General features: G+C 30.2%; 17 protein-coding genes. 14 read left to right on the top strand and 3 right to left on the bottom strand.

Features of this window, described 5'->3' with window-relative positions:
- Window positions 1-10: 10 nt before the first annotated feature.
- Window positions 11-820 (bottom strand): NAD(+) synthase, encoded by an 810-nt coding sequence (nadE, locus tag ABWP78_RS02210; RefSeq protein ID WP_353168522.1) that lies wholly within the window; start codon window positions 818-820, stop codon window positions 11-13.
- 79 nt (window positions 821-899) lie between these two features.
- Here nadE and gldB point away from each other — a divergent pair, with 79 nt between their 5' ends.
- The 13 genes from gldB to pruA all read left to right on the top strand — a co-directional run bounded on the left by gldB (window position 900) and on the right by pruA (window position 13,769).
- On the top strand, window positions 900-1,862 hold the full coding sequence (gene gldB, locus ABWP78_RS02205) for a gliding motility lipoprotein GldB (RefSeq protein ID WP_353168520.1): 963 nt from the start codon (window positions 900-902) through the stop codon (window positions 1,860-1,862).
- A 59-nt stretch (window positions 1,863-1,921) separates the two neighbouring features.
- Window positions 1,922-2,254, top strand: a complete 333-nt coding sequence (gene gldC / locus ABWP78_RS02200) for a gliding motility protein GldC (RefSeq protein ID WP_353168517.1) — start codon at window positions 1,922-1,924, stop codon at window positions 2,252-2,254.
- 167 nt (window positions 2,255-2,421) lie between these two features.
- Window positions 2,422-3,108, top strand: a complete 687-nt coding sequence (locus ABWP78_RS02195) for a DUF2490 domain-containing protein (protein WP_353168515.1) — start codon at window positions 2,422-2,424, stop codon at window positions 3,106-3,108.
- Window positions 3,109-3,111: 3 nt separating this feature from the next.
- Complete coding sequence (locus ABWP78_RS02190; RefSeq protein WP_353168513.1) at window positions 3,112-3,786, top strand: TetR/AcrR family transcriptional regulator; 675 nt, start codon at window positions 3,112-3,114, stop codon at window positions 3,784-3,786.
- Window positions 3,787-3,789: 3 nt separating this feature from the next.
- Window positions 3,790-5,448, top strand: a complete 1,659-nt coding sequence (locus ABWP78_RS02185; protein ID WP_353168510.1) for a peptidase domain-containing ABC transporter — start codon at window positions 3,790-3,792, stop codon at window positions 5,446-5,448.
- 2 nt (window positions 5,449-5,450) lie between these two features.
- Window positions 5,451-6,809 carry an HlyD family secretion protein gene (locus tag ABWP78_RS02180; protein WP_353168508.1) on the top strand — a complete coding sequence of 453 codons (1,359 nt, stop codon included), beginning with the start codon at window positions 5,451-5,453 and terminating at the stop codon, window positions 6,807-6,809.
- A gap of 7 nt (window positions 6,810-6,816) precedes the next feature.
- Window positions 6,817-8,199, top strand: a complete 1,383-nt coding sequence (locus ABWP78_RS02175) for a TolC family protein (RefSeq protein WP_353168505.1) — start codon at window positions 6,817-6,819, stop codon at window positions 8,197-8,199.
- 32 nt (window positions 8,200-8,231) lie between these two features.
- A complete protein-coding gene (gene map, locus ABWP78_RS02170; RefSeq protein ID WP_353168504.1) occupies window positions 8,232-9,050 on the top strand; it encodes a type I methionyl aminopeptidase in 819 nt (272 codons plus the stop codon).
- Between the two features lie 48 nt (window positions 9,051-9,098).
- On the top strand, window positions 9,099-9,488 hold the full coding sequence (locus ABWP78_RS02165; RefSeq protein WP_353168502.1) for a GxxExxY protein: 390 nt from the start codon (window positions 9,099-9,101) through the stop codon (window positions 9,486-9,488).
- Between the two features lie 59 nt (window positions 9,489-9,547).
- Window positions 9,548-10,318, top strand: coding sequence for a class I SAM-dependent methyltransferase (locus ABWP78_RS02160; RefSeq protein WP_353168500.1), 771 nt, complete (start codon window positions 9,548-9,550; stop codon window positions 10,316-10,318).
- A gap of 48 nt (window positions 10,319-10,366) precedes the next feature.
- Entirely contained in the window at window positions 10,367-11,608 is a 1,242-nt protein-coding gene (locus ABWP78_RS02155) for a type IX secretion system plug protein (RefSeq protein WP_353168498.1), read from the top strand.
- A 32-nt stretch (window positions 11,609-11,640) separates the two neighbouring features.
- Window positions 11,641-12,027, top strand: coding sequence for a Co2+/Mg2+ efflux facilitator ApaG/CorD (apaG, locus tag ABWP78_RS02150; protein WP_353168496.1), 387 nt, complete (start codon window positions 11,641-11,643; stop codon window positions 12,025-12,027).
- A gap of 116 nt (window positions 12,028-12,143) precedes the next feature.
- Window positions 12,144-13,769: an L-glutamate gamma-semialdehyde dehydrogenase gene (pruA, locus tag ABWP78_RS02145; protein ID WP_353168494.1), complete on the top strand. Its 1,626-nt coding sequence runs from the start codon at window positions 12,144-12,146 to the stop codon at window positions 13,767-13,769.
- 124 nt (window positions 13,770-13,893) lie between these two features.
- Here pruA and ABWP78_RS02140 read toward each other — a convergent pair whose 3' ends face one another.
- The gene (locus ABWP78_RS02140; RefSeq protein ID WP_353168492.1) at window positions 13,894-16,473 is read right to left on the bottom strand and encodes an AsmA-like C-terminal region-containing protein; all 2,580 of its coding nucleotides are present in this window, start codon (window positions 16,471-16,473) and stop codon (window positions 13,894-13,896) included.
- Between the two features lie 138 nt (window positions 16,474-16,611).
- Window positions 16,612-18,384, bottom strand: coding sequence for a signal peptide peptidase SppA (sppA, locus tag ABWP78_RS02135; protein WP_353168490.1), 1,773 nt, complete (start codon window positions 18,382-18,384; stop codon window positions 16,612-16,614).
- Window positions 18,385-18,557: 173 nt separating this feature from the next.
- Between sppA and folK the strand changes: the two genes are divergently transcribed.
- On the top strand, window positions 18,558-19,691 hold the full coding sequence (gene folK, locus ABWP78_RS02130; protein ID WP_353168487.1) for a 2-amino-4-hydroxy-6-hydroxymethyldihydropteridine diphosphokinase: 1,134 nt from the start codon (window positions 18,558-18,560) through the stop codon (window positions 19,689-19,691).
- Window positions 19,692-19,694: the final 3 nt, after the last annotated feature.

The following is a 19,694-nucleotide window of genomic DNA, read 5'->3' as shown; positions in this document are numbered from 1 at the left end:
AATTATATTTTTAACTTCTTAATGATTTTGGAATTTCACAAACCGGAATGGGTTGCATTTTATGCTGGTTTATTTTATTTAATCGTTGGTAAATTTTAAATACTTCGGCTTGTCTTCCAACAAAATTTTCAGTAGTTTTTCCATTTTCTATTGCTTCCATCGCCCACTCTAACTCATCATACAAAGCGCCTAATTGGTCTTCATCGCTTCTATCATCACCAAAAAGTCCATCCGTTGGTTTAGCTACAATAATACTATCGGGCACACCCACAAATTTAGCTAATTGTCTTACTTCGCTTTTCATTAAATCGGCAATCGGACTTATATCTACACCTCCATCACCATATTTTGTGTAAAATCCTACACCAAAATCTTCTACTTTATTTCCTGTTCCTGCCACTAAAAACCCGTGAATTCCTGCTAAATAATACAAAGTTGTCATTCGTAAACGCGCTCTTGTGTTAGCCAATGTTAATGACAATGCAGCTTCATTTTCGCAAGTTGGTACGCTATTTTTAAACGTTTCAAAACTTGGCGTTAAATCAACTCTTTCGTTAGAAACATTCGGGAAACGCGATTTTAATTGATGAATATGTTCGTTGGCTCTATTTACATGACTTTCTGCTTGATGAATTGGCATTTCCACACACAAAACAGGAAAACCCGTTTGTGCGCATAATGTTGAGGTTAAGGCGCTATCTATTCCTCCAGATATCCCAATAACAAAACCTTTTACACCAGAATTTTCTGCATAAGTTTTCAACCAATTGACAATATGTGTTTGAATTCCTTCTAAATGCAACGCTGTTTTATTTGACATAATTTTAATAAATAATTTGGGTATATAATTATATATTTGCAGTTCAGTAATTTTTGATAAAAATAGTAAATTTCATACGATGAAAAAATTAATCTTCTTGCTAATTTCAGTTTTTTGTTTCCTGCAATGTAAAAAAAATGATGCCATTGAAATTGTAGACATCAAAAAATCAGTAGATTTAAATATTGAACGTTTCGATAAATTATATGCGGCGGCTACTCCAAAAACTTTACCTGAATTAAAAAATCAATATCCGTTTTTATTTCCAACGCAATTTCCAGATTCAATTTGGTATGCCAAATTAAACGATCCTATTTTTAAAGAATTAAATGTAGAAGTTTCGAAGCAATTTCCAGATAATTCAAAATTTGAAGGCGATTTGGAAATGTTAGTTTCGAGAATTAAACATTATTTTCCTGAAGAAAAAACACCAAGAGTAATTACTTTAGTTAATGAAGTTTTAATTGATAAAAAAGCGTTTTACACGAATGATTTAATTTTAATTTCGTTAGATACGTATTTAGGAAAAAATCATAAATTTTATGACCCGTTTGGCGAATATCAAAAAGCCAACTTAGAGCCGCACCAAATATTACCGGATTTAGTAACTAATTTTGCTTTCAGAAAAATAATGCCTTCACAAGACAAAACCTTAATTAGTGAAATGATTTATTATGGAAAATTGCACTATTTAAAAGATATTTTACTTCCTGAAACACCAAATTATCAAAAAATTGGATATACAGCAATACAAGAAAAATTCTGTACAGAAAACGAATTTCAAATGTGGAGTTATTTAGTTGACGAAAAATTGCTGTACGATAACAATATAAAAAATTACCAACGTTTTATAGAAGACGGACCTTTTACTAAATTCTATTTGGAAATTGATAGAGAATCGCCTGGAAGAGTTGGTCAGTGGTTGGGTTGGCAAATTGTAAAAAGTTATATGGAAAATAACGAGGTAACCTTAGAGCAACTATTAAAAACAGAACCAACAGTAATTTTTAACAAATCGAAATACAAACCAAAAAAACAGTAATTAGAGTTCTATTATTTTTTACCTTAAACCCTTTACCAAAAACCTTTTACCAAAAAAAAATGAGCAAAACATCTGAAATTAAAGTAATTATAGCATTAGACGAAAATAATGTACCAGAAAAATTAACTTGGACAGCACAAGACGGCGGTGTAAATAATGAAGAAGCAAAAACCGTATTATTATCCATTTGGGATGCGAAAGCAAAAGAAACCCTTCGAATTGATTTATGGACAAAAGATATGCCAGTTGATGAAATGAAAATATTTTTCCATCAAACTTTAGTAGCTATGACGGATACGTTTCAACGGGCTACTGGCGATGAAAAAATGACAGGAGCCATGACAGATTTCTGTGATTATTTTGCCGAAAAACTCGAATTAAAGAAAGAATAATTTTTTTTGAACTTCAAAAATTAACCATCTAATCGATGGTTTTTTTGTGTAAATTTCATAAATTATAGTTAAAATCTCAATATTAATAGTATTACTATCAATATTGAGTGTATATTTGCCGTAATATAAAAAACTAATTAAAAAAACTATGAAAATTAAATTATAATATGAAATATAGATTGCTTTTATATATCTTTTTTAGCACATTTTGTTTTTCGCAAAATGATTTAGGAACTTGGAATACAACAAATTTTAATTTAAAAATCAATGATAAATGGCAAGTGTTTGCTGAAAGTCAGTTGCGAAGTTTGAAATTCTATGATAATTTTCATTATTATGAAGTAAAAACAGGAATTACCTACAAAATAAAACCAAATTTTTATGTAAATTCTGGATTTGGAAATTATAATACATATAGTGAAAATGGCAATTTTGCAACACCTATAAAACAAAAAGAAATAAGAACTTGGATTCAGCTAGTATTTAAAAATCCATTTAATTTTATGAGTGTTGAGCATAGATACAGAGCGGAACAGCGATTTACAAATTTGGGCTATAAAAACAGATTTAGATATAGGTTGAGCGCAAAGTTTCCAATATTTAAAAGTAAAGAAAAAGAATATTTTCTTCTTGGATGGAATGAATTATTTTTTACAAATAACGAACCTTTTTTTGAAAGAAATAGATTATTTTTAGGCGGTGGTTTTGACATTACTAAAAATTTAGCCATTCAAACAGGTTATATTTATCAATTTGATTATAAAATTAATGATGAAACAGGTAGAGATTTTCTAAATATAGTTCTGCTTTATTCATTTGATTTCAAAGGGGAAAAAGAAACAAATTTAGACTAAATTATGCAAGATTTATTAGCAAATATAAAAATACAAGTCAATCCAAAAACCTACGTAAAAGATCCTGAAACGTCTGATTTAGGGAAAAAAATTATTAAAAATAGTATTTTACTTATTGACGAAATTGGTTTTGAAGAATTTACATTTAAAAAGTTGGGCGAAAAAATTGGTTCAAATGAAAGTTCTATTTACCGATATTTTGAAAACAAACATAAATTATTGGTATATTTATCTTCTTGGTATTGGGCTTGGATAGAATATCGCTTGGTATTTTCTACAAACAATATTGAAAACAAAATAGAAAAATTAAAAAAAGCCATAACTATTGTAACAGAAGCTATTGATGACGATAAAAGCACAGCACATATTAACGAAGCTGTTTTAAACAAAATTATAATTGAAGAATTTACAAAAACATTATATAATAAAAACGTTGACGAAGAAAACAAAGAAGGTTTTTTCTTAATTTACAAGCAAGTTAATTATCGCATTGAAAAAATGATTTTCGATGTAAATCCAGAATATCCTTATGCAAAAAGTTTAGTTTCTTCAATTATTCAAGGTTCCTTACATCAACATTTTTTAAAAAATCATTTAAAAACCATTACCAATTGTAATGATGAAATAAACCCAACTTCCTTTTACATTCATTTAATAGAAAATATTTTAAAAAAATAAATTATGTCACCACTAAAAAGATATTACAATTTATTACAATTAGACCGAAAGGATATCATTCAAATTATTTCGTATGCCATTTTTGCTGGAATAATTAATTTATCACTTCCGTTAGGAATACAAGCCATTATAAACTTTATTCAAGCTGGAAGAGCAAGTGTTTCTTGGATAGTTTTGGTAGTTTTAGTAGTTATAAGTGTTACTTTTACAGGGATTCTTTCCTTAATGCAATTGCGAATTACAGAAAATTTGCAACAAAAAATATTTATTCGTTCGGCATTTGAATTTACTTATCGCATCCCGAAATTAAAATTTTCATCCACATATAACAAACATTCTTCAGAAATTGCAAATCGTTTTTTTGACACCTTATCCATCCAAAAGGGAACTTCAAAATTATTAACCGATTTTTCAGCTGCGATACTTCAAATTTTATTTGGAATTATTTTATTATCGTTATATCATCCTTTCTTTATTATTTTCGGAATCTTATTAACGTTATTACTTTATATCATATTCAAATTCTCTTATGAATCAGGTTTAAAAACCAGTTTAAAAGAATCCAAAATCAAGTATAAAGTCGCTGGTTGGTTACAAGAGTTATCTCGAAATAATTTTAGCTTTAAAAATCCATATCACTTAGATTTTGCCTTAGAAAAAAACAACAAACTAGTGGCCGATTACATTACTTACAGAGAACAACATTTCAAAATTATTAAAAGACAATTTTTGCAATTAATCGGGTTTAAAGTAATTATCACAGCAAGTTTATTGCTTATTGGTGGTTTTTTAGTATTAAACCAACAAATGAATATTGGACAATTCGTTGCAGCTGAAATTATTATTTTATTAGTCATTAATTCGGTTGAAAAAATAGTTTTAGGTTTAGAAACTTTTTACGATGTTTTAACTTCAGTTGAAAAAATAGGAGAAATTACCGATTTAGAAATTGAATCGGAATCGGAAGTGAGCCAAACAAATTGCCAAATAAATCTATCGTTAGAATTAGAAAACGTAAATTTCAAATTTGAAGATGACACCACAAATGCTTTAAAAAATATCAATTTAAAAATAAATCAAAGCGAAAAAATAGTTATTGAAGGCGATAACGGTTCAGGAAAAACAACTTTAATCCGAATTTTATCTGGATTAATTCAACCAAGTCAAGGACATTTCATCATTAACGATGACACCTTTAATAAAATGGACATTAATCAATATCGAACTCATTTTGGATGCATTTTACAAGGAGAAACTTTATTCGAAGGTACTATTTTTGAAAACTTAACCTTCAATAACCCAAACATCTCAAATGAAGATATCAAATGGGCTTTAGACAATTTAAAGTTAACGAGTTTTATCAAAACCTTACCAAACGGATTAAAAACATCTATTTTTCCTGATGGCAAACAACTTTCATCGTCAAATATTCAAAAAATATTGTTAGCCAGATGTGTTTTACATAAACCACGAATTTTATTTTTAGAAAATCCTACTGATAAAATGGATGTTGCTACTTCGCAAGAAATAATTGCTTTTTTAATGGATCCGAATCAAAAATGGACTGTAGTCGTAACTTCTAACAACAAACAATTTAGTGCTAATAGCAACCGAGTGATTACAATGGAAAAAGGTAAAATCAGTAACATTTTAAATAAATAATTATGTTAAATGTTTCAAATAACAACAGAATTGACAACAAAAAACTAGAGAGATTTAGTTCGGTTCAATTATTAAATAAGGAAAAGCATTATAAAATTTTAAACAAAATTCTTATATTTTTTGTGGTTTTTACTGCCTTGTTTTTATTTCTTCCTTGGACACAAAACATATCGGGTTCTGGTGCGGTAACAACATTAAAACCAAATCAACGTCCACAAACCATTCAATCTTTAATATCAGGAAGAATTGAGAAATGGTATGTTAACGAAGGTGATTATGTTGAAAAAGGCGATACTATTTTATTCATATCGGAAATAAAAGAGGATTATTTAGATCCAAATTTGGTAGAGAATACAAAAAATCAAAGAGACGCCAAAGCAGATGCCGTAACTTCATACGAAGGGAAAGTTGGTGCATTAGACTCTCAAATGGGTGCAATAAATAATGAAAGAAACTTAAAAACAAAACAAGCTAAAAACAAAATAAAACAAGCTATTCTTAAAATAAAAAGTGATAGCATGGATTTAGAAGCTATAAAAACACAAATAAAAATCGCTAACACACAATTTAAACGTGCGGTTCAACTAAATAAAGAAGGTCTAAAACCGCTAACCGATGTAGAAGAAAAACGATTAAAACTTCAAGAAATTGAAGCAAAAATCATCACACAAGAAAACAAACTCTTAAGCAGCGAAAATGAATTGTTAAATGCGAGAGTTGAAATTAGTAGAATTAATGCCGAATATTCTGAGAAATTCTCAAAAGCACAAAGTGATCAATATACAGCACAAAGTAATAAATACGATACAAAAGCGCAGGTAAACAAATTGGAAAACCAATATCAAAATTACAAAATAAGAAACGGAATGTATTACATAACCGCACCACAAAATGGTTATGTAAACCGTGCATTAAAATCTGGATTAGGCGAAAATATTAAAGAAGGAACGCCAATTGTAAGCATAATGCCAGCAAAATATGATATTGCAGTAGAAACGTATGTTTCACCAAATGATTTTCCTTTAATTCAAAAAGGTGAAAAAGTTCGAGTTTGGTTTGATGGTTGGCCAACAATTGTATTTTCAGGATGGCCAAATTTATCTTACGGAACTTTTGGAGGAAAAATTGTCGCTATTGAAAATTTTATTTCAGAAAATGGAAAATACCGAATTTTAATTGCACCAGATGAAGAAGACAAACACAAATGGCCAAAACAATTAAGCATAGGTTCTGGAGCACAAACTATGGCATTATTAAATGAAGTGCCAATTTGGTTCGAAGTATGGCGAACTCTTAATGGGTTTCCACCAAACTATTACAAAACAATTAAAGAAAAAAGTAAAGATGTTTCTGAAAAATAACACAAAAATGAAGACCTTTTATTTATTATTCTTTTTCGCGGTTAAATTTGTTAGTGCTCAAGTAACAAGTGAAATGTCCTTTAACGAATACTTAGGAATGGTGAAAAAATTTCACCCACTTGTTAAAATTGCCGATTTAGAAATTTCGCAAGCGCAAGCCAATTTATTAATGGCTCGTGGTGCATTTGACCCAAAATTAGAAGCCGATTTTAACAATAAAGAATTCGGTGATAAAAAATATTTTTCCGTTTTTAATGGTGGATTTAAAATTCCAACTTGGTACGGAATAGAATTTAAAGGCGGTTTTGAAAGCAACGAAGGTTCTTTTTTAAATCCGCAAAACAACACACCAACAGATGGCTTAAATTATGCAGGAATTTCAATTCCATTACTACAAGGTTTTTTAATAAATCAGCGAATGGCCGATTTACGAAAAGCAAAAATTAATATTAATTTAAGTGTCGCTGAAAGAAAATTACAAGCCATTCAGATTTTGCACCAAGCAGCTATTTCCTATTTTAATTGGAAAAAAAACTATGAAGAATTTACATTATACGATACCTATTTAAAAAATGCTGAAATACGATTAACCGGAATTAAAACCTTAATTGAACAAGGCGATAAAGCTGCAATTGACAGTGTAGAAGCAAATATTATCGTAAAAAATAGACGATTAAACAAAGAAGATGCACTACTAAAACTAACGAAAGCGCGTTTAGAATTATCTAATTTTTTGTGGACAACCAATGCTGTGCCAATTGAATTAGAAGAAACTATGTATCCAGAAATAAATTTATTTAAAAATATTCAAGAGTATTTAAACACCAATGAATTGAACTTAATAAATTTTCAAACAGAAAATCATCCAAAAATAAATGCGATTAACTATAAAATTAATATGCTTGAAGTGGACAGAAAATTAAAAGCCAATCAATTACTACCAACAGTAGATGTGGGCTATAATTATTTGTCAAACCCAAACCAATTTCAAGAATTTCGATTTCAGGATTATAAATTTGGAGTAAATTTTGCTATACCTCTATTTCTAAGAAAAGAACGCGGAAGCTTAAAATTAACCAAGCAAAAAATTGAATCGGAAAAATTTGGATTACGTTTTGAAAAAGAACAATTAATAAACAAAATTGAATCGCAAAAAGCTGAAATTCAATCGCTAAAAAAACAAGAAGATCTAATTACAGACTTGGTAAAAGACAATTCAACTTTATTAAATTCCGAAGAACGATTATTTAATATGGGTGAAAGTTCGTTATTTTTAATTAATACACGTGAAAACAATTTAGTTCTGGCACAATTATCGAAAATTTCAATCGAAAATAGATTTTATGTTTCCAACGCCGATTTGTTTAAAACAATAGCAAATCCGGATTAATTTTTTACTTTTGCAGTCTCAATATCAAGAAGATGATTATAATAAAAACTGCAGAAGAAATAGAATTAATGCGTGAAAGTGCCCTAATTGTTTCCAAAACATTAGGTATGATTGCGAAAGAAATTAAACCCGGAGTTACCACACTATATTTAGACAAATTAGCCGAACAATTTATTCGCGACCACGGTGCAGAACCAGCATTTTTAGGTATGTACGGTTTCCCGAATTCGCTATGTATGAGTCCAAATACGCAAGTAGTGCACGGTATTCCCAACAATATTCCGTTACAAGATGGTGATATTATTTCTGTAGATTGCGGTACGTTAAAAAACGGATTTTACGGAGACCACGCTTATACTTTTGAAGTGGGTGAAGTGGCTGAGGCAACTAAAAAACTACTTCAAATTACCAAAGAATCCTTATATATAGGCATTAGAGAAACAAAAGTAGGCAATCGTGTGGAAGATATTGGATATGCCATTCAAACCTATTGTGAAAGTCACGGTTATGGAGTTGTTCGAGAACTGTGCGGACACGGTTTAGGAAGAAAAATGCACGAAGATCCAGAAGTAGCTAATTATGGAAAACGTGGAAATGGAAAAAAATTAGTCAACGGTATGGTAATTGCCATTGAACCTATGATAAATTTAGGTACAAAAAACATTGTGCAACATAAAGATGGTTGGACAATAACTACAGCTGATAATAAACCTTCGGCTCATTTTGAACACGATGTAGCCATAGTAAACGGAAAACCAGAATTATTATCAACATTCGCTTACATTTATGAAGCACTTGGGATAGTAAGCAATGAAGAAGATGGATTGAGAGAGAAACCTTTGGTTTTATAATTCCACAGAGATACACAAAGTTCCACAGAGATACACAAAGAAATAAATATGACTGAGTTAAGTGAAGATATAAATGACTTATCTAATAAAAAAATAGGTTGTGCAATAGAGGTTCACAAAATTCTTGGACCAGGCTTGTTAGAATCAGCTTATCAAAAATGTTTAATATTTGAGCTTGAAAAAGCTGGGCTTTTTGTAAGAAAAGAAGTTTCTTTACCAATTATTTATAAAGATATTGAATTAGATCACGGCTATAGAATTGACTTACTAATAAATAATAAAATTGTAATTGAATTAAAGACAGTCGAATCTTTTACAGATGTTCATACAGCTCAAGTTTTGACTTATTTAAAATTAGGTGAATTTCCATTAGGGCTTTTAATTAATTTTCATTCTAAAATTTTAAAGAATAATATAAAACGATTTATAAACACATAAAAAACAAAATTTCGCGAATCTCTGCGATTTCTCTGCGAAACTCTGTGTAACAAAATACCATGAAAAAAATTTTCAAATTTATATTAAACACCATTCCGCGTCCTATCTTAATTAGATTAAGTATTGTGGCACGACCAATTATTGCTTTTCTTTTAAAAGGAAATAAATTTACAGATCCAATTGATGGTAAAAGCTTTCGAATGTTTTTGCCTTACGGATACGGCACACAAAGAAACAACGTGTTATCGCCAAGTACGTTGTCTTTAGAAAGGCACCGTTTGTTATGGTTATATCTTCAAAATGAAACTAACTTTTTTACTTCAACAGAAAAAATAAAAGTATTACATTTTGCACCAGAACAGGAGTTTTACAAACGATTTAAAAAACAAACAAATTTAGAATATACTACTACCGATTTGCTTTCCCCATTGGCTGATGTAAAAGCAGATATTTGTAATTTACCTTTTCAGGATAACGCTTACGACATTATTTTGTGTAACCACGTTTTAGAACACATTCCTGATGACACAAAAGCAATGCAAGAATTATACAGAGTGATGAAACCAGGTGGGATGGGGATTTTTCAAATTCCTCAAGACTTAAAAAGAGCCGTTACTTTTACAGATGATACAATTACGGATCAAAAAGAACGTGCTAAAATATTTGGACAATATGACCACGTTAGAATATATGGTAGAGATTATTTTGACAAATTAAGAACCATAGGTTTCCTTGTAGAAGAAATTGATTATACCAATACAATTCCTTCTAATTTAGTAGAAAAATATTGTTTAGCAAAAGACGAAATTATTCCTGTGGTATATAAATAATTATTTTTAGATTAGTTTTTATATCTTTATGAATTGAAAATCATATCTATGAAGCAATTATTAAAAATCTTTATCTTATTAGCTGTTACTTTCGTGTTTTCGCAAGAAAAAGAAGTAGTCCCACCTTATAATATTAAAACGGTTACTTTTTCGCAAAATGTAAACAATACGATTCCGTTTTTTAGATTGGGTGAAAATTTCGATTTACAATTTGATGATTTATACGGTAACGAAGCAGATTATTTTTATACTATTGAACAGTACAATTACGATTGGACGCCAAGTCAATTACTTAAAAACGAGTATTTAAATGGTTTAGATAATCAACGGATTCAAAACTATCAAAACTCGTTGAATTGTTTACAAATTTATTCGCATTATACGTTGAGTTTTCCAAATAAATTCAATCAAATTATTAAAAGTGGAAATTATATCGTAAAAATTTTCGACGAAGATCAAGAAATCCTATTTTCAAAAAAATTCATAATATACGAAGATGATACCGCTGTTGGCATAACTATTAGGCGTTCTCGTGATATGGAAACCGTAAATAAAAAACAAAATATCGAATTTTTTATCGATTATAAAGATAAACCGTTACAAAACCCAAAGGAAAACGTAAAAGTTTCTATTTTTCAAAACGGAAAACTGAGTTCGGCTATTCATAACATCAAACCACAATATACAATTGGTACACAACTCATTTACAGATACAATAAAGAAACCCAATTTTGGGCTGGAAATGAATTTTTAAATTTCGAAAACAAAAATATTCGAGGCGCTTCTAACTCGGTTTTTAAAGTAACTTCTGGAGATGTTTATAATACCATTTTGTATACAAACGAAGAAAGAAAAAATAAAATTTACACCTATTTTCCTGACATAAACGGAAACTTTTTTGTGAATAATTTAAATGCCGCACAAAATACAATTGAAGCTGATTATTCATGGGTATATTTTGGTTTGGCTTCAGATATAAATCCGTTAGAAAAATCAATTTATGTAACGGGAATGTTTAACAATTATCAGATTTCAGATGAATACAAAATGGAATATAATTCCGATACGAAAACATATGAAAAACCCATCTTACTAAAACAAGGATTTACAAATTATCAATATACCTTAGTAGATAAAAACGGAAAAATTGACGAGCAAAATGCGATTGATGGCAATTTTTATCAAACCGAAAATGAGTACATCGTTTTAGTGTATTACCGTGGTGGCGCGGAACGTTACGATAGAATTATCGGTATAGGAAGAGCAAATAGTACAGAAATTAAGAATTAAATTACCACAACTATTTATAATAAAAATTAAAAATGGTTACGCAAATTACAAGTAATATTAAAATTTCGGTGATTACAAACTACGAAGGCATTTACTATAAAGAGCATCAAATGTTGTATGCCTTTTCCTATCAAATTACTATTGAAAATTTAAGCTCAGATGTCGTGCAATTACAAGCTCGGCATTGGGAAATTTTCGACACACTAAACCACACAGAAACCGTTGATGGTGAAGGTGTCGTGGGACAAACACCAATAATTGCTCCCGGTAAAAAATATATTTATTCGTCTGGGTGTATGTTAAAAGGCACTATAGGGGCTATGAATGGTTTTTATACTATGGCAAATTTCTCAAATAATACTTTTTTTAAGGTTCAAATTCCTACTTTTAAATTAGTTGTTCCCTTTGCCATAAATTAAACGAAACCAAATCTTTTGAAGGAATAATTTATTTTAGAATTCAATTTATCCTTTGTACTTTTGTCTAAGGTTTTTACTAAAAATCTAATTTGTCTAATAATCTAATAATCAAATACATGTTAAAAGGATTTTTTAATATACCAAAAGCAGTAAACGAGCCAGTTAAAGGCTACGTATCCAATTCTCCAGAAAAAACAAGAGTTTTAGAAGCTTACAAAGCGATGTGGAATTCAAAAATTGATGTGCCATTATACATTGGTTCAGAAGAAATTTTCACAGGAAACACCAGAAATATGTCGGCTCCACATGATCACCAACATGTTGTTGGAACGTATCATTTAGCTGAAAAATCTCACGTAGAAAAAGCCATTTCAAATGCGTTAGAAAGCAGAACAAAATGGGCAAATATGGCTTGGGAACAACGTGCCGCTATCTTTTTAAAAGCTGCTGAATTAATTGCTGGACCTTACCGAGCAAAAATAAATGCCGCTACGATGATTGCTCAATCAAAAACCATACACCAAGCAGAAATTGATGCTTCTTGTGAATTAATAGACTTTTTACGTTTCAACGTAGAATTTATGACGCAAATTTATGCAGACCAACCTGCGTCTAATTCCGATATGTGGAATAGAGTCGAATACAGACCTTTAGAAGGATTTGTATATGCTGTAACGCCTTTTAATTTTACTGCAATTGCTGCAAATTTACCAGCAAGTGCTGCTTTAATGGGGAATGTAGTGGTATGGAAACCAAGTGATAGCCAAGTATTTTCTGCAAAAATTATCATTGATGTTTTCAAAGAAGCAGGCGTTCCAGACGGCGTAATTAACGTAGTTTTTGGAGATCCAGTTATGATTACGGATACCGTTTTAGCGTCTCCGGATTTTGCTGGAATTCATTACACGGGTTCCACATTTATCTTCAAAGAAATTTGGAAAAAAATTGGGACTAACATTCACAATTATAAAACCTACCCAAGAATTGTTGGAGAAACGGGTGGGAAAGATTTCATTATTGCACATCCATCGGCAAATATAAAACAAGTAACAACTGCGATTACTCGTGGTGCTTTTGAATTTCAAGGACAAAAATGTTCGGCAGCTTCAAGAGCTTATATTCCACAATCTATGTGGCCTGCAGTAAAAGAGCAATTAATTGCAGATGTTGCATCAATGAAAATGGGGTCGCCAGAAGATTTTTCAAACTTTGTAACTGCAGTAATTCACGAAGGCTCATTTGATAAATTAGCACGTTTTATAAACCAAGCTAAAAAAGATTCCGATGCAGAAGTTATTATTGGTGGAAATTACGATAAATCTAAAGGTTATTTTGTTGAACCAACAGTTATTTTAACTTCAAATCCGAAATACGCTACAATGGAAACAGAGCTTTTCGGACCTGTAATTACAATTTATGTATATGAAGATGCAAAATGGGCGGAAACATTAACCTTAGTCGATCAAACTTCTGAATATGCATTAACAGGAGCTGTTTTAAGTACAGACCGCTATGCCATTGAAGAAGCAACGGTAGCCTTGCAAAATGCAGCAGGAAACTTTTACATAAATGACAAACCAACAGGAGCAGTTGTAGGTATGCAGCCATTTGGTGGCGCAAGAGCTTCAGGAACAAATGATAAAGCAGGATCTGCACAAAACTTATTACGTTGGGTTTCTCCAAGAACCATTAAAGAAACTTTCGTTACACCAGAACATTATAGTTATCCGTTTTTAGGATAATCAAACAAACCTGACAGGTTTCAAAAACCTATCAGGTTTATAATGCATAAAAAAAGCTGTCCTTTTGGACAGCTTTTTTTGTTTGAATTTGATGGTATTATTTTCTTAAATCAAAATCTTATTATTAATTTTTCTTTTTACCGAATAACCCTTTTAATCCTTCTTTTACTGCGTTACCAACTTGCTCTTTTGTAGTTGTTTTAGTAGAATCTGTTGCAGATTTAGGTTTGTTTCCACCTAAAAGGTCAGACAAAGCTCCAGTTCCTTTTTGTACAAGTTTTTCTTTTTGAAGTTGAATTAATTGCGAAGCCACATTTTTTGATGCTTGTTGCACATCCGTGGTTACTTTAGGTGATTTGAAATTTCCTGACATCATAGCATTTACAGGAACACTCTCTATTTTTTTAGCATCAGATGGAGTTACTTTTGCAAGTAATTTATTTACGTCATTTCCTAAATATTTCACTGGAACATCAAATTTCAAATTGTAATCCATATTCTGATCAAAACCATGAGAACCTGCAATTTGAACTGAAATATCTTTGTGTTTTAAGGTAAATGGTTTAACGGCTACTTTTCCGTTTTTAAATGACAAAACTGCTTTTACGTCCTTCAAATTGATATCATTCAAATCTAAAAAAGTTGCTTTAGTATCTAATTCAGTTAGCAATGCAGATTTATTTTTGTTTAATGAACCTTGTAAAATAGTCCCCATCAAATCTCCAGAAATACTTTTAACATCGGGAATCATATCTTGGGTTAAAAACCCATTTAATGTGATGGTTGAATTCATTTTTCCATTAATAACATCAGCAATAGGAGCAATAGCTTTTAACGTATTTAACATTGTTAATGTTTGACTAATATCAACAGCAGATAAACCCAAATCCAAATCAAAAGTGGGTACTTTATTTTTTGTTGAAACCATTCCATTCACTCCGATTTTTCCGCCAAAAACAGCCATATTGAGTCCTTTTAAGTTTACAGCTTGGTCGCGAATAATTAAAGTTCCAGCAACATTTTTAAGATTTAAATTATCATAAATAACAGTTGTTGCTTTAGCAGTTAAGGTGCAATCTAAAAAACTTGGAATTTTTACTTGTTCCGAAGTTTTCTTTCCTTTTTCATTTGTAGTTGTAGTAGGTGACATAAAATCTGCCACTTCAAATAAGGAAGAATTTAAATTGAAATTACCTTTTAAAATTTGATTTTTAAATAAAAATCCGTAGAAATTATCTAAACTTCCAGACACATTAATATCCGATTTTCCAGTTTTAGCTTGAAGTTTATTCAAGTTAATTTTAGATGGATTAAAAGATAAATCGGCAACAGAAACGCTTACAGGTTTTGCCATTTCTGGACCTGAATAATTGAAACCTGTTACATTAATATTACCAGAATTTTTTATGTTTTGATATTGACTATTTTCAACTGATTTCATATCGAAAGCCGTTTTTACATCTGCTCTTAATATTCCATTTAATGGTTTTTCTAATTTTACAGGGTACGCTTTTGAAACATTTGCTAAATTGATTACTCCATTTAAAGCAGCATCAATATTTGGATTTTCAGTAAGGTTTTTGATGTGAGCACTTGAGTTAAAAACATCTTGATCAATAGCAAAAGTCAACTTATCTAAATCCACGAAAGTGTCGTTCATTAAGCCGGTTTCATTTACAATATGCGTATCAATTGAAATATTTTTTACTGATTTTGGTAACTCTTTATATTTAAATGAAGCATTATTTGACAACATTTCAATATCAAAAGTGGGAACAGTTGTATCCGATAAATTGCCTTTTACTTTGCCTTTTACTTCGAATTTTCCAGACGTTTCAACATCTGCTAAATTCCCTGCATATGCTGATGGAATTAATCCTAAAAAATTTTTAAAATCTGATGAAGGTGTATTAAACGTTAAGTCATATACCTGACCTTTTTCAGCCATTTGAATACTTCCGTTAAAATTTAATGGCAACTGATTAATTAGTGCTTTGTTTTCTTTGAAAGTATATTTGCTATTCTTTAAATCAACACCTAAAATAGCTTCTAATGAAATCGGCACATTTCGCATAAAATTACTTTTATCCATATCAAAAGTAACTTTCGCAGTTGTTTTAGTATCTAAATCTAAAACCTCTTTTTCAAAATTTCCCGTTCCTTCGTGATTGATGCTATCTAAAATCATTCTCATTTTTGATGCCTCATCCTTGTACGTGAATTTTAAATTTTCTACTTCATAATTCTGAATGCTTAACGCGAATGGTTTTTCTTTTTCATTTATTTCATTCGCATCTTTTTTTATTGCGATATCGTAATTTCCAATTCCGTCTTTATTGAAAAGAATATTTATTTTAGTATTTTCTGTACCAATTGATTGAATGGTCATAGGCTCTTTTTCGCCATTTAACAATTCCATCATACTCATTTTTAAATCTATTTTTTCAGAATACACTAACGTATCGCCTTGAAAAGGAGCTTTGTTAATCACACTCATTTTATCAAGTGTAACAGTGGCTTTTGGAAAACTTTTAAATAAATTTAAACTCACGTCTTCTAATGCAACCGTCGCATTTACATTTTTATTAATAGATTCAATAATTTTTGATTTGATTTTGTCTTTAAACAAAAAAGGCAAAAGCGCTAAGGCAATCACAATTGTCAACAAAGATATACTTGACCATTTTAAAACTTTTTTCAACATAAGGTTATTTTTTTGGGGTTTATTATAGACTACAAAGTTAGTACCAAACTTTAGAATTTAAAATGAAATTAGTGTTAAAAAAAACGCCAAACTAAAAAGAATGGCGTTTTTGTTATGTTTAAAATTAGAATGTAAAGACTATAAATTCAATTGGAAAGGCATAATAGCTTGTACCCCTTTTCTGTTCTGCATTACTTTTGATTTTTTAAGTAAATTATAATTTTCTTCCCCTAATTCTTCTTTCAAAAGAGTTTCTTTAGATTTATAGATACTTGCACCCGCAAATCCTTCTATAAATTCATCAAAATCTTTGTTATATTCAGGATAATTTTCTGTTCTGTAACTTTTTGTTTTTCCTAAAGTAGCCGCGTGAGCTATGGCGGCGTCTAAATTTCCTAACTTATCTACTAATCCGTTTTTTATAGCGTCAGTACCCGTCCAAACTCTACCTTGTGCAATGGCATCTACTTGATTAAATGTCATTTTTCTTCCCACAGCCACACGATTTACAAATGTTTTATATACACGGTCTACACCTTCTAATGCTATCGTTTTGTATTCTTCCGAAATAGGTTCGAAAATACTATACCCAACTGCATTTTTATGCGTTTGTACTTGTTCTGCATTTACGCCATATTTTGTAGCGAAACCGTGTGCATTTGGCAACATTCCAAACACACCAATAGAACCCGTAATTGTTGTGGGTTCAGCAAAAATAGTATTGGCATTACAAGCTATGTAATAGCCGCCAGAAGCCGCCAAATTACCCATAGAAACCACAACAGGTTTTACTTTTTTAGTCAATTCAATTTCTCTCCAAATTAAATCGGAAACCAAAGCGCTTCCGCCTGGACTATCTACACGAAGCACTACTGCTTTTACATCATCATCTTCTCTTGCTTCTTTTAAAGAACGGTTGATAGACAATTCACCAATATAATCTACATCGCCTTCTCCCCCATTAATTTCGCCTTGAGCATAAATTACAGCAATAATATCATCTTTTGTATAATCTTCTGATTTTAAAGAAGTAGTTGCCACATAATCTGTAATGGAAACCGACTCAATTTCTTCGTCTTTCGCTACTTTCAATTTAGATTTTAAAGCATCGTTAAACTCATCTTCATATGCCACTTTATCAATTAATTTTTGTTCCAACGCCATTTCTGGAGTTCTTGCTAATAAATCAGTAGCAATTGCATTCAGTTGCATTACTGAAACATTTCTATTTTTAGCAATTTCAGAAACTATATTGTCCCATACAGATTGAAGTAAAACGGTTACTTGTTCTCTATTTTCTTTACTAATTTCTTGCGCTAAAAAAGGTTCTACAGCACTTTTGAATTTTCCGTGACGAATAATTTCCATTTTTAAACCCGTTTGGTCTTGGAAATTTTTATAAAATAACATTTCTGTTCCTAACCCTTTAAAATCCATTTCACCAGCAGGATTTAAATAAATAGCATCTGCTACAGAACTAATATAATATTCTTTTTGAGATAAAACAGTTGCATAAGCCATTACAAACTTCTTTGATTTTTTAAAATCTTCTAGTTTATCTCTAAGCTCTTTACTTTGAGCCAATCCTAAATTTGACTCGTTATTTACAATAGTTATCCCTTTAATTTTATCATCCGTTTTTGCGGCATCAATAGCATTTAAGACTTCGATGAAACCCACTTTGTCTTTATCTAAAAACAAACTACTAAATGGACTATCCGAATCATATTTACCCGCATAATCAAAATCAATTTTCGATAAATCTAACTGAATTACCGAATTATCTTTTACTTTAACTTCTTCATCTCCACTGCTAACTAAAGCGCCAAGCCCTATTAGAAAGAAAAAACTTAATAAAACAAACAAAAATAATCCTACAATTGTTGCTAATACATTCTTTAAAAAACTCATAATTAAATTATATTATTTAAACATATGTAGCAATTTATGTCAAAATGTTACAGCAATTTTAAAAAAATCATAATTAAAAATATTTATCTTTTGTAGAATAAAAATGTAAAATTGTTTGTTAATTTGTTGAAATAAAAAAACACTGGTAAAAGCCAAATCTGTTTTTACAAAATATGAAGTCACAAAATACAATACTACTTTCTCTAGGGACTAATATGGGGCACAAATTAGAAAATTTGAAGACCTGTATTATGACTATACACAATACAATTGCTACAGTTGTTGAAGTTTCAAAAGTATACGAAACTCCCGCTTGGGGATTTGAAGGTGATGTATTCTATAATTGTGCGATTACGATTCATTCTCAAAAATCAGCGCAGAAAATATTAAGTAAGATTATTAAATTAGAAAAAAAACTAGGCCGAATCAGAACAAAAACAGACCAGTACGAGTCAAGAAATATAGACATTGATATTATTTCCTTTAACGATGAAGTTATTGAAACTGAAAATTTAAAGATTCCACATATTCAGTTACAAAATAGAAAATTTGTATTGTTTCCTATGAATGATATTGCCCCAAAATGGAAACATCCAAAGCTAAATAAAACCATTTCTGAAATGCTTATTTCTTGTGATGACACTTCTGAAATTAAAGAAATTGGAAATTTACAAAATCCAACACCTAATTTAGGATTAAAACAACTAAATTATATTGCTATTGAAGGAAATATTGGCGCAGGAAAAACTACATTGGCCACAAAAATAGCGGAAGATTGTAATGCAAGACAGATTTTAGAACGATTTGCCGACAATCCGTTTTTACCAAAATTTTATAAAGATCAAAACCGATATGCCTTCCCTTTAGAAATGTCGTTTTTAGCAGACAGATACCAACAATTGTCAGATGATTTGGCACAATTTGATTTGTTTAAAGATTTTATAGTTGCCGATTATCATATTTTTAAATCGCAGATATTTGCAAAAGTTACTTTACAGGAAGATGAATTTCGTTTATACAAAACCATGTTTGATATTATGTATAGAGAAATGCCAAAGCCTGATTTATATGTTTATTTATACCAAAATACCGACCGTTTATTAGCCAATATAAAAAAGCGTGGTAGAAACTATGAACAAGATATTTCTTCTAATTACTTAGAAAATATAAACCAAGGATATTTAGAATATATAAAATCGCAAACCGATATAAATACTTTAATTATAGATATTTCTGAATTAGATTTCGTAAAAAACCAAGAAGATTACATTTATATTTTAAATGAAATTCAGAATAAAATACACTAAAAT

It is taken from the genome of Flavobacterium sp. (assembly GCF_040402955.1).
Lineage (GTDB): Bacteria > Bacteroidota > Bacteroidia > Flavobacteriales > Flavobacteriaceae > Flavobacterium.
This window is presented reverse-complemented; position numbering and strand designations above follow the sequence as displayed.

Coding starts and splice junctions, on each gene's coding strand:
- apaG (WP_353168496.1), top strand. CDS start 11,641: ATGGTTACGCAAATTACAAGTAATATTAAAATTTCGGTGATTACAAAC.
- nadE (WP_353168522.1), bottom strand. CDS start 820: ATGTCAAATAAAACAGCGTTGCATTTAGAAGGAATTCAAACACATATT.
- gldB (WP_353168520.1), top strand. CDS start 900: ATGAAAAAATTAATCTTCTTGCTAATTTCAGTTTTTTGTTTCCTGCAA.
- map (WP_353168504.1), top strand. CDS start 8,232: ATGATTATAATAAAAACTGCAGAAGAAATAGAATTAATGCGTGAAAGT.
- ABWP78_RS02140 (WP_353168492.1), bottom strand. CDS start 16,473: ATGTTGAAAAAAGTTTTAAAATGGTCAAGTATATCTTTGTTGACAATT.
- pruA (WP_353168494.1), top strand. CDS start 12,144: ATGTTAAAAGGATTTTTTAATATACCAAAAGCAGTAAACGAGCCAGTT.
- ABWP78_RS02160 (WP_353168500.1), top strand. CDS start 9,548: ATGAAAAAAATTTTCAAATTTATATTAAACACCATTCCGCGTCCTATC.
- folK (WP_353168487.1), top strand. CDS start 18,558: ATGAAGTCACAAAATACAATACTACTTTCTCTAGGGACTAATATGGGG.
- ABWP78_RS02185 (WP_353168510.1), top strand. CDS start 3,790: ATGTCACCACTAAAAAGATATTACAATTTATTACAATTAGACCGAAAG.
- ABWP78_RS02175 (WP_353168505.1), top strand. CDS start 6,817: ATGAAGACCTTTTATTTATTATTCTTTTTCGCGGTTAAATTTGTTAGT.
- ABWP78_RS02155 (WP_353168498.1), top strand. CDS start 10,367: ATGAAGCAATTATTAAAAATCTTTATCTTATTAGCTGTTACTTTCGTG.
- ABWP78_RS02180 (WP_353168508.1), top strand. CDS start 5,451: ATGTTAAATGTTTCAAATAACAACAGAATTGACAACAAAAAACTAGAG.
- ABWP78_RS02195 (WP_353168515.1), top strand. CDS start 2,422: ATGAAATATAGATTGCTTTTATATATCTTTTTTAGCACATTTTGTTTT.
- ABWP78_RS02190 (WP_353168513.1), top strand. CDS start 3,112: ATGCAAGATTTATTAGCAAATATAAAAATACAAGTCAATCCAAAAACC.
- gldC (WP_353168517.1), top strand. CDS start 1,922: ATGAGCAAAACATCTGAAATTAAAGTAATTATAGCATTAGACGAAAAT.
- sppA (WP_353168490.1), bottom strand. CDS start 18,384: ATGAGTTTTTTAAAGAATGTATTAGCAACAATTGTAGGATTATTTTTG.
- ABWP78_RS02165 (WP_353168502.1), top strand. CDS start 9,099: ATGACTGAGTTAAGTGAAGATATAAATGACTTATCTAATAAAAAAATA.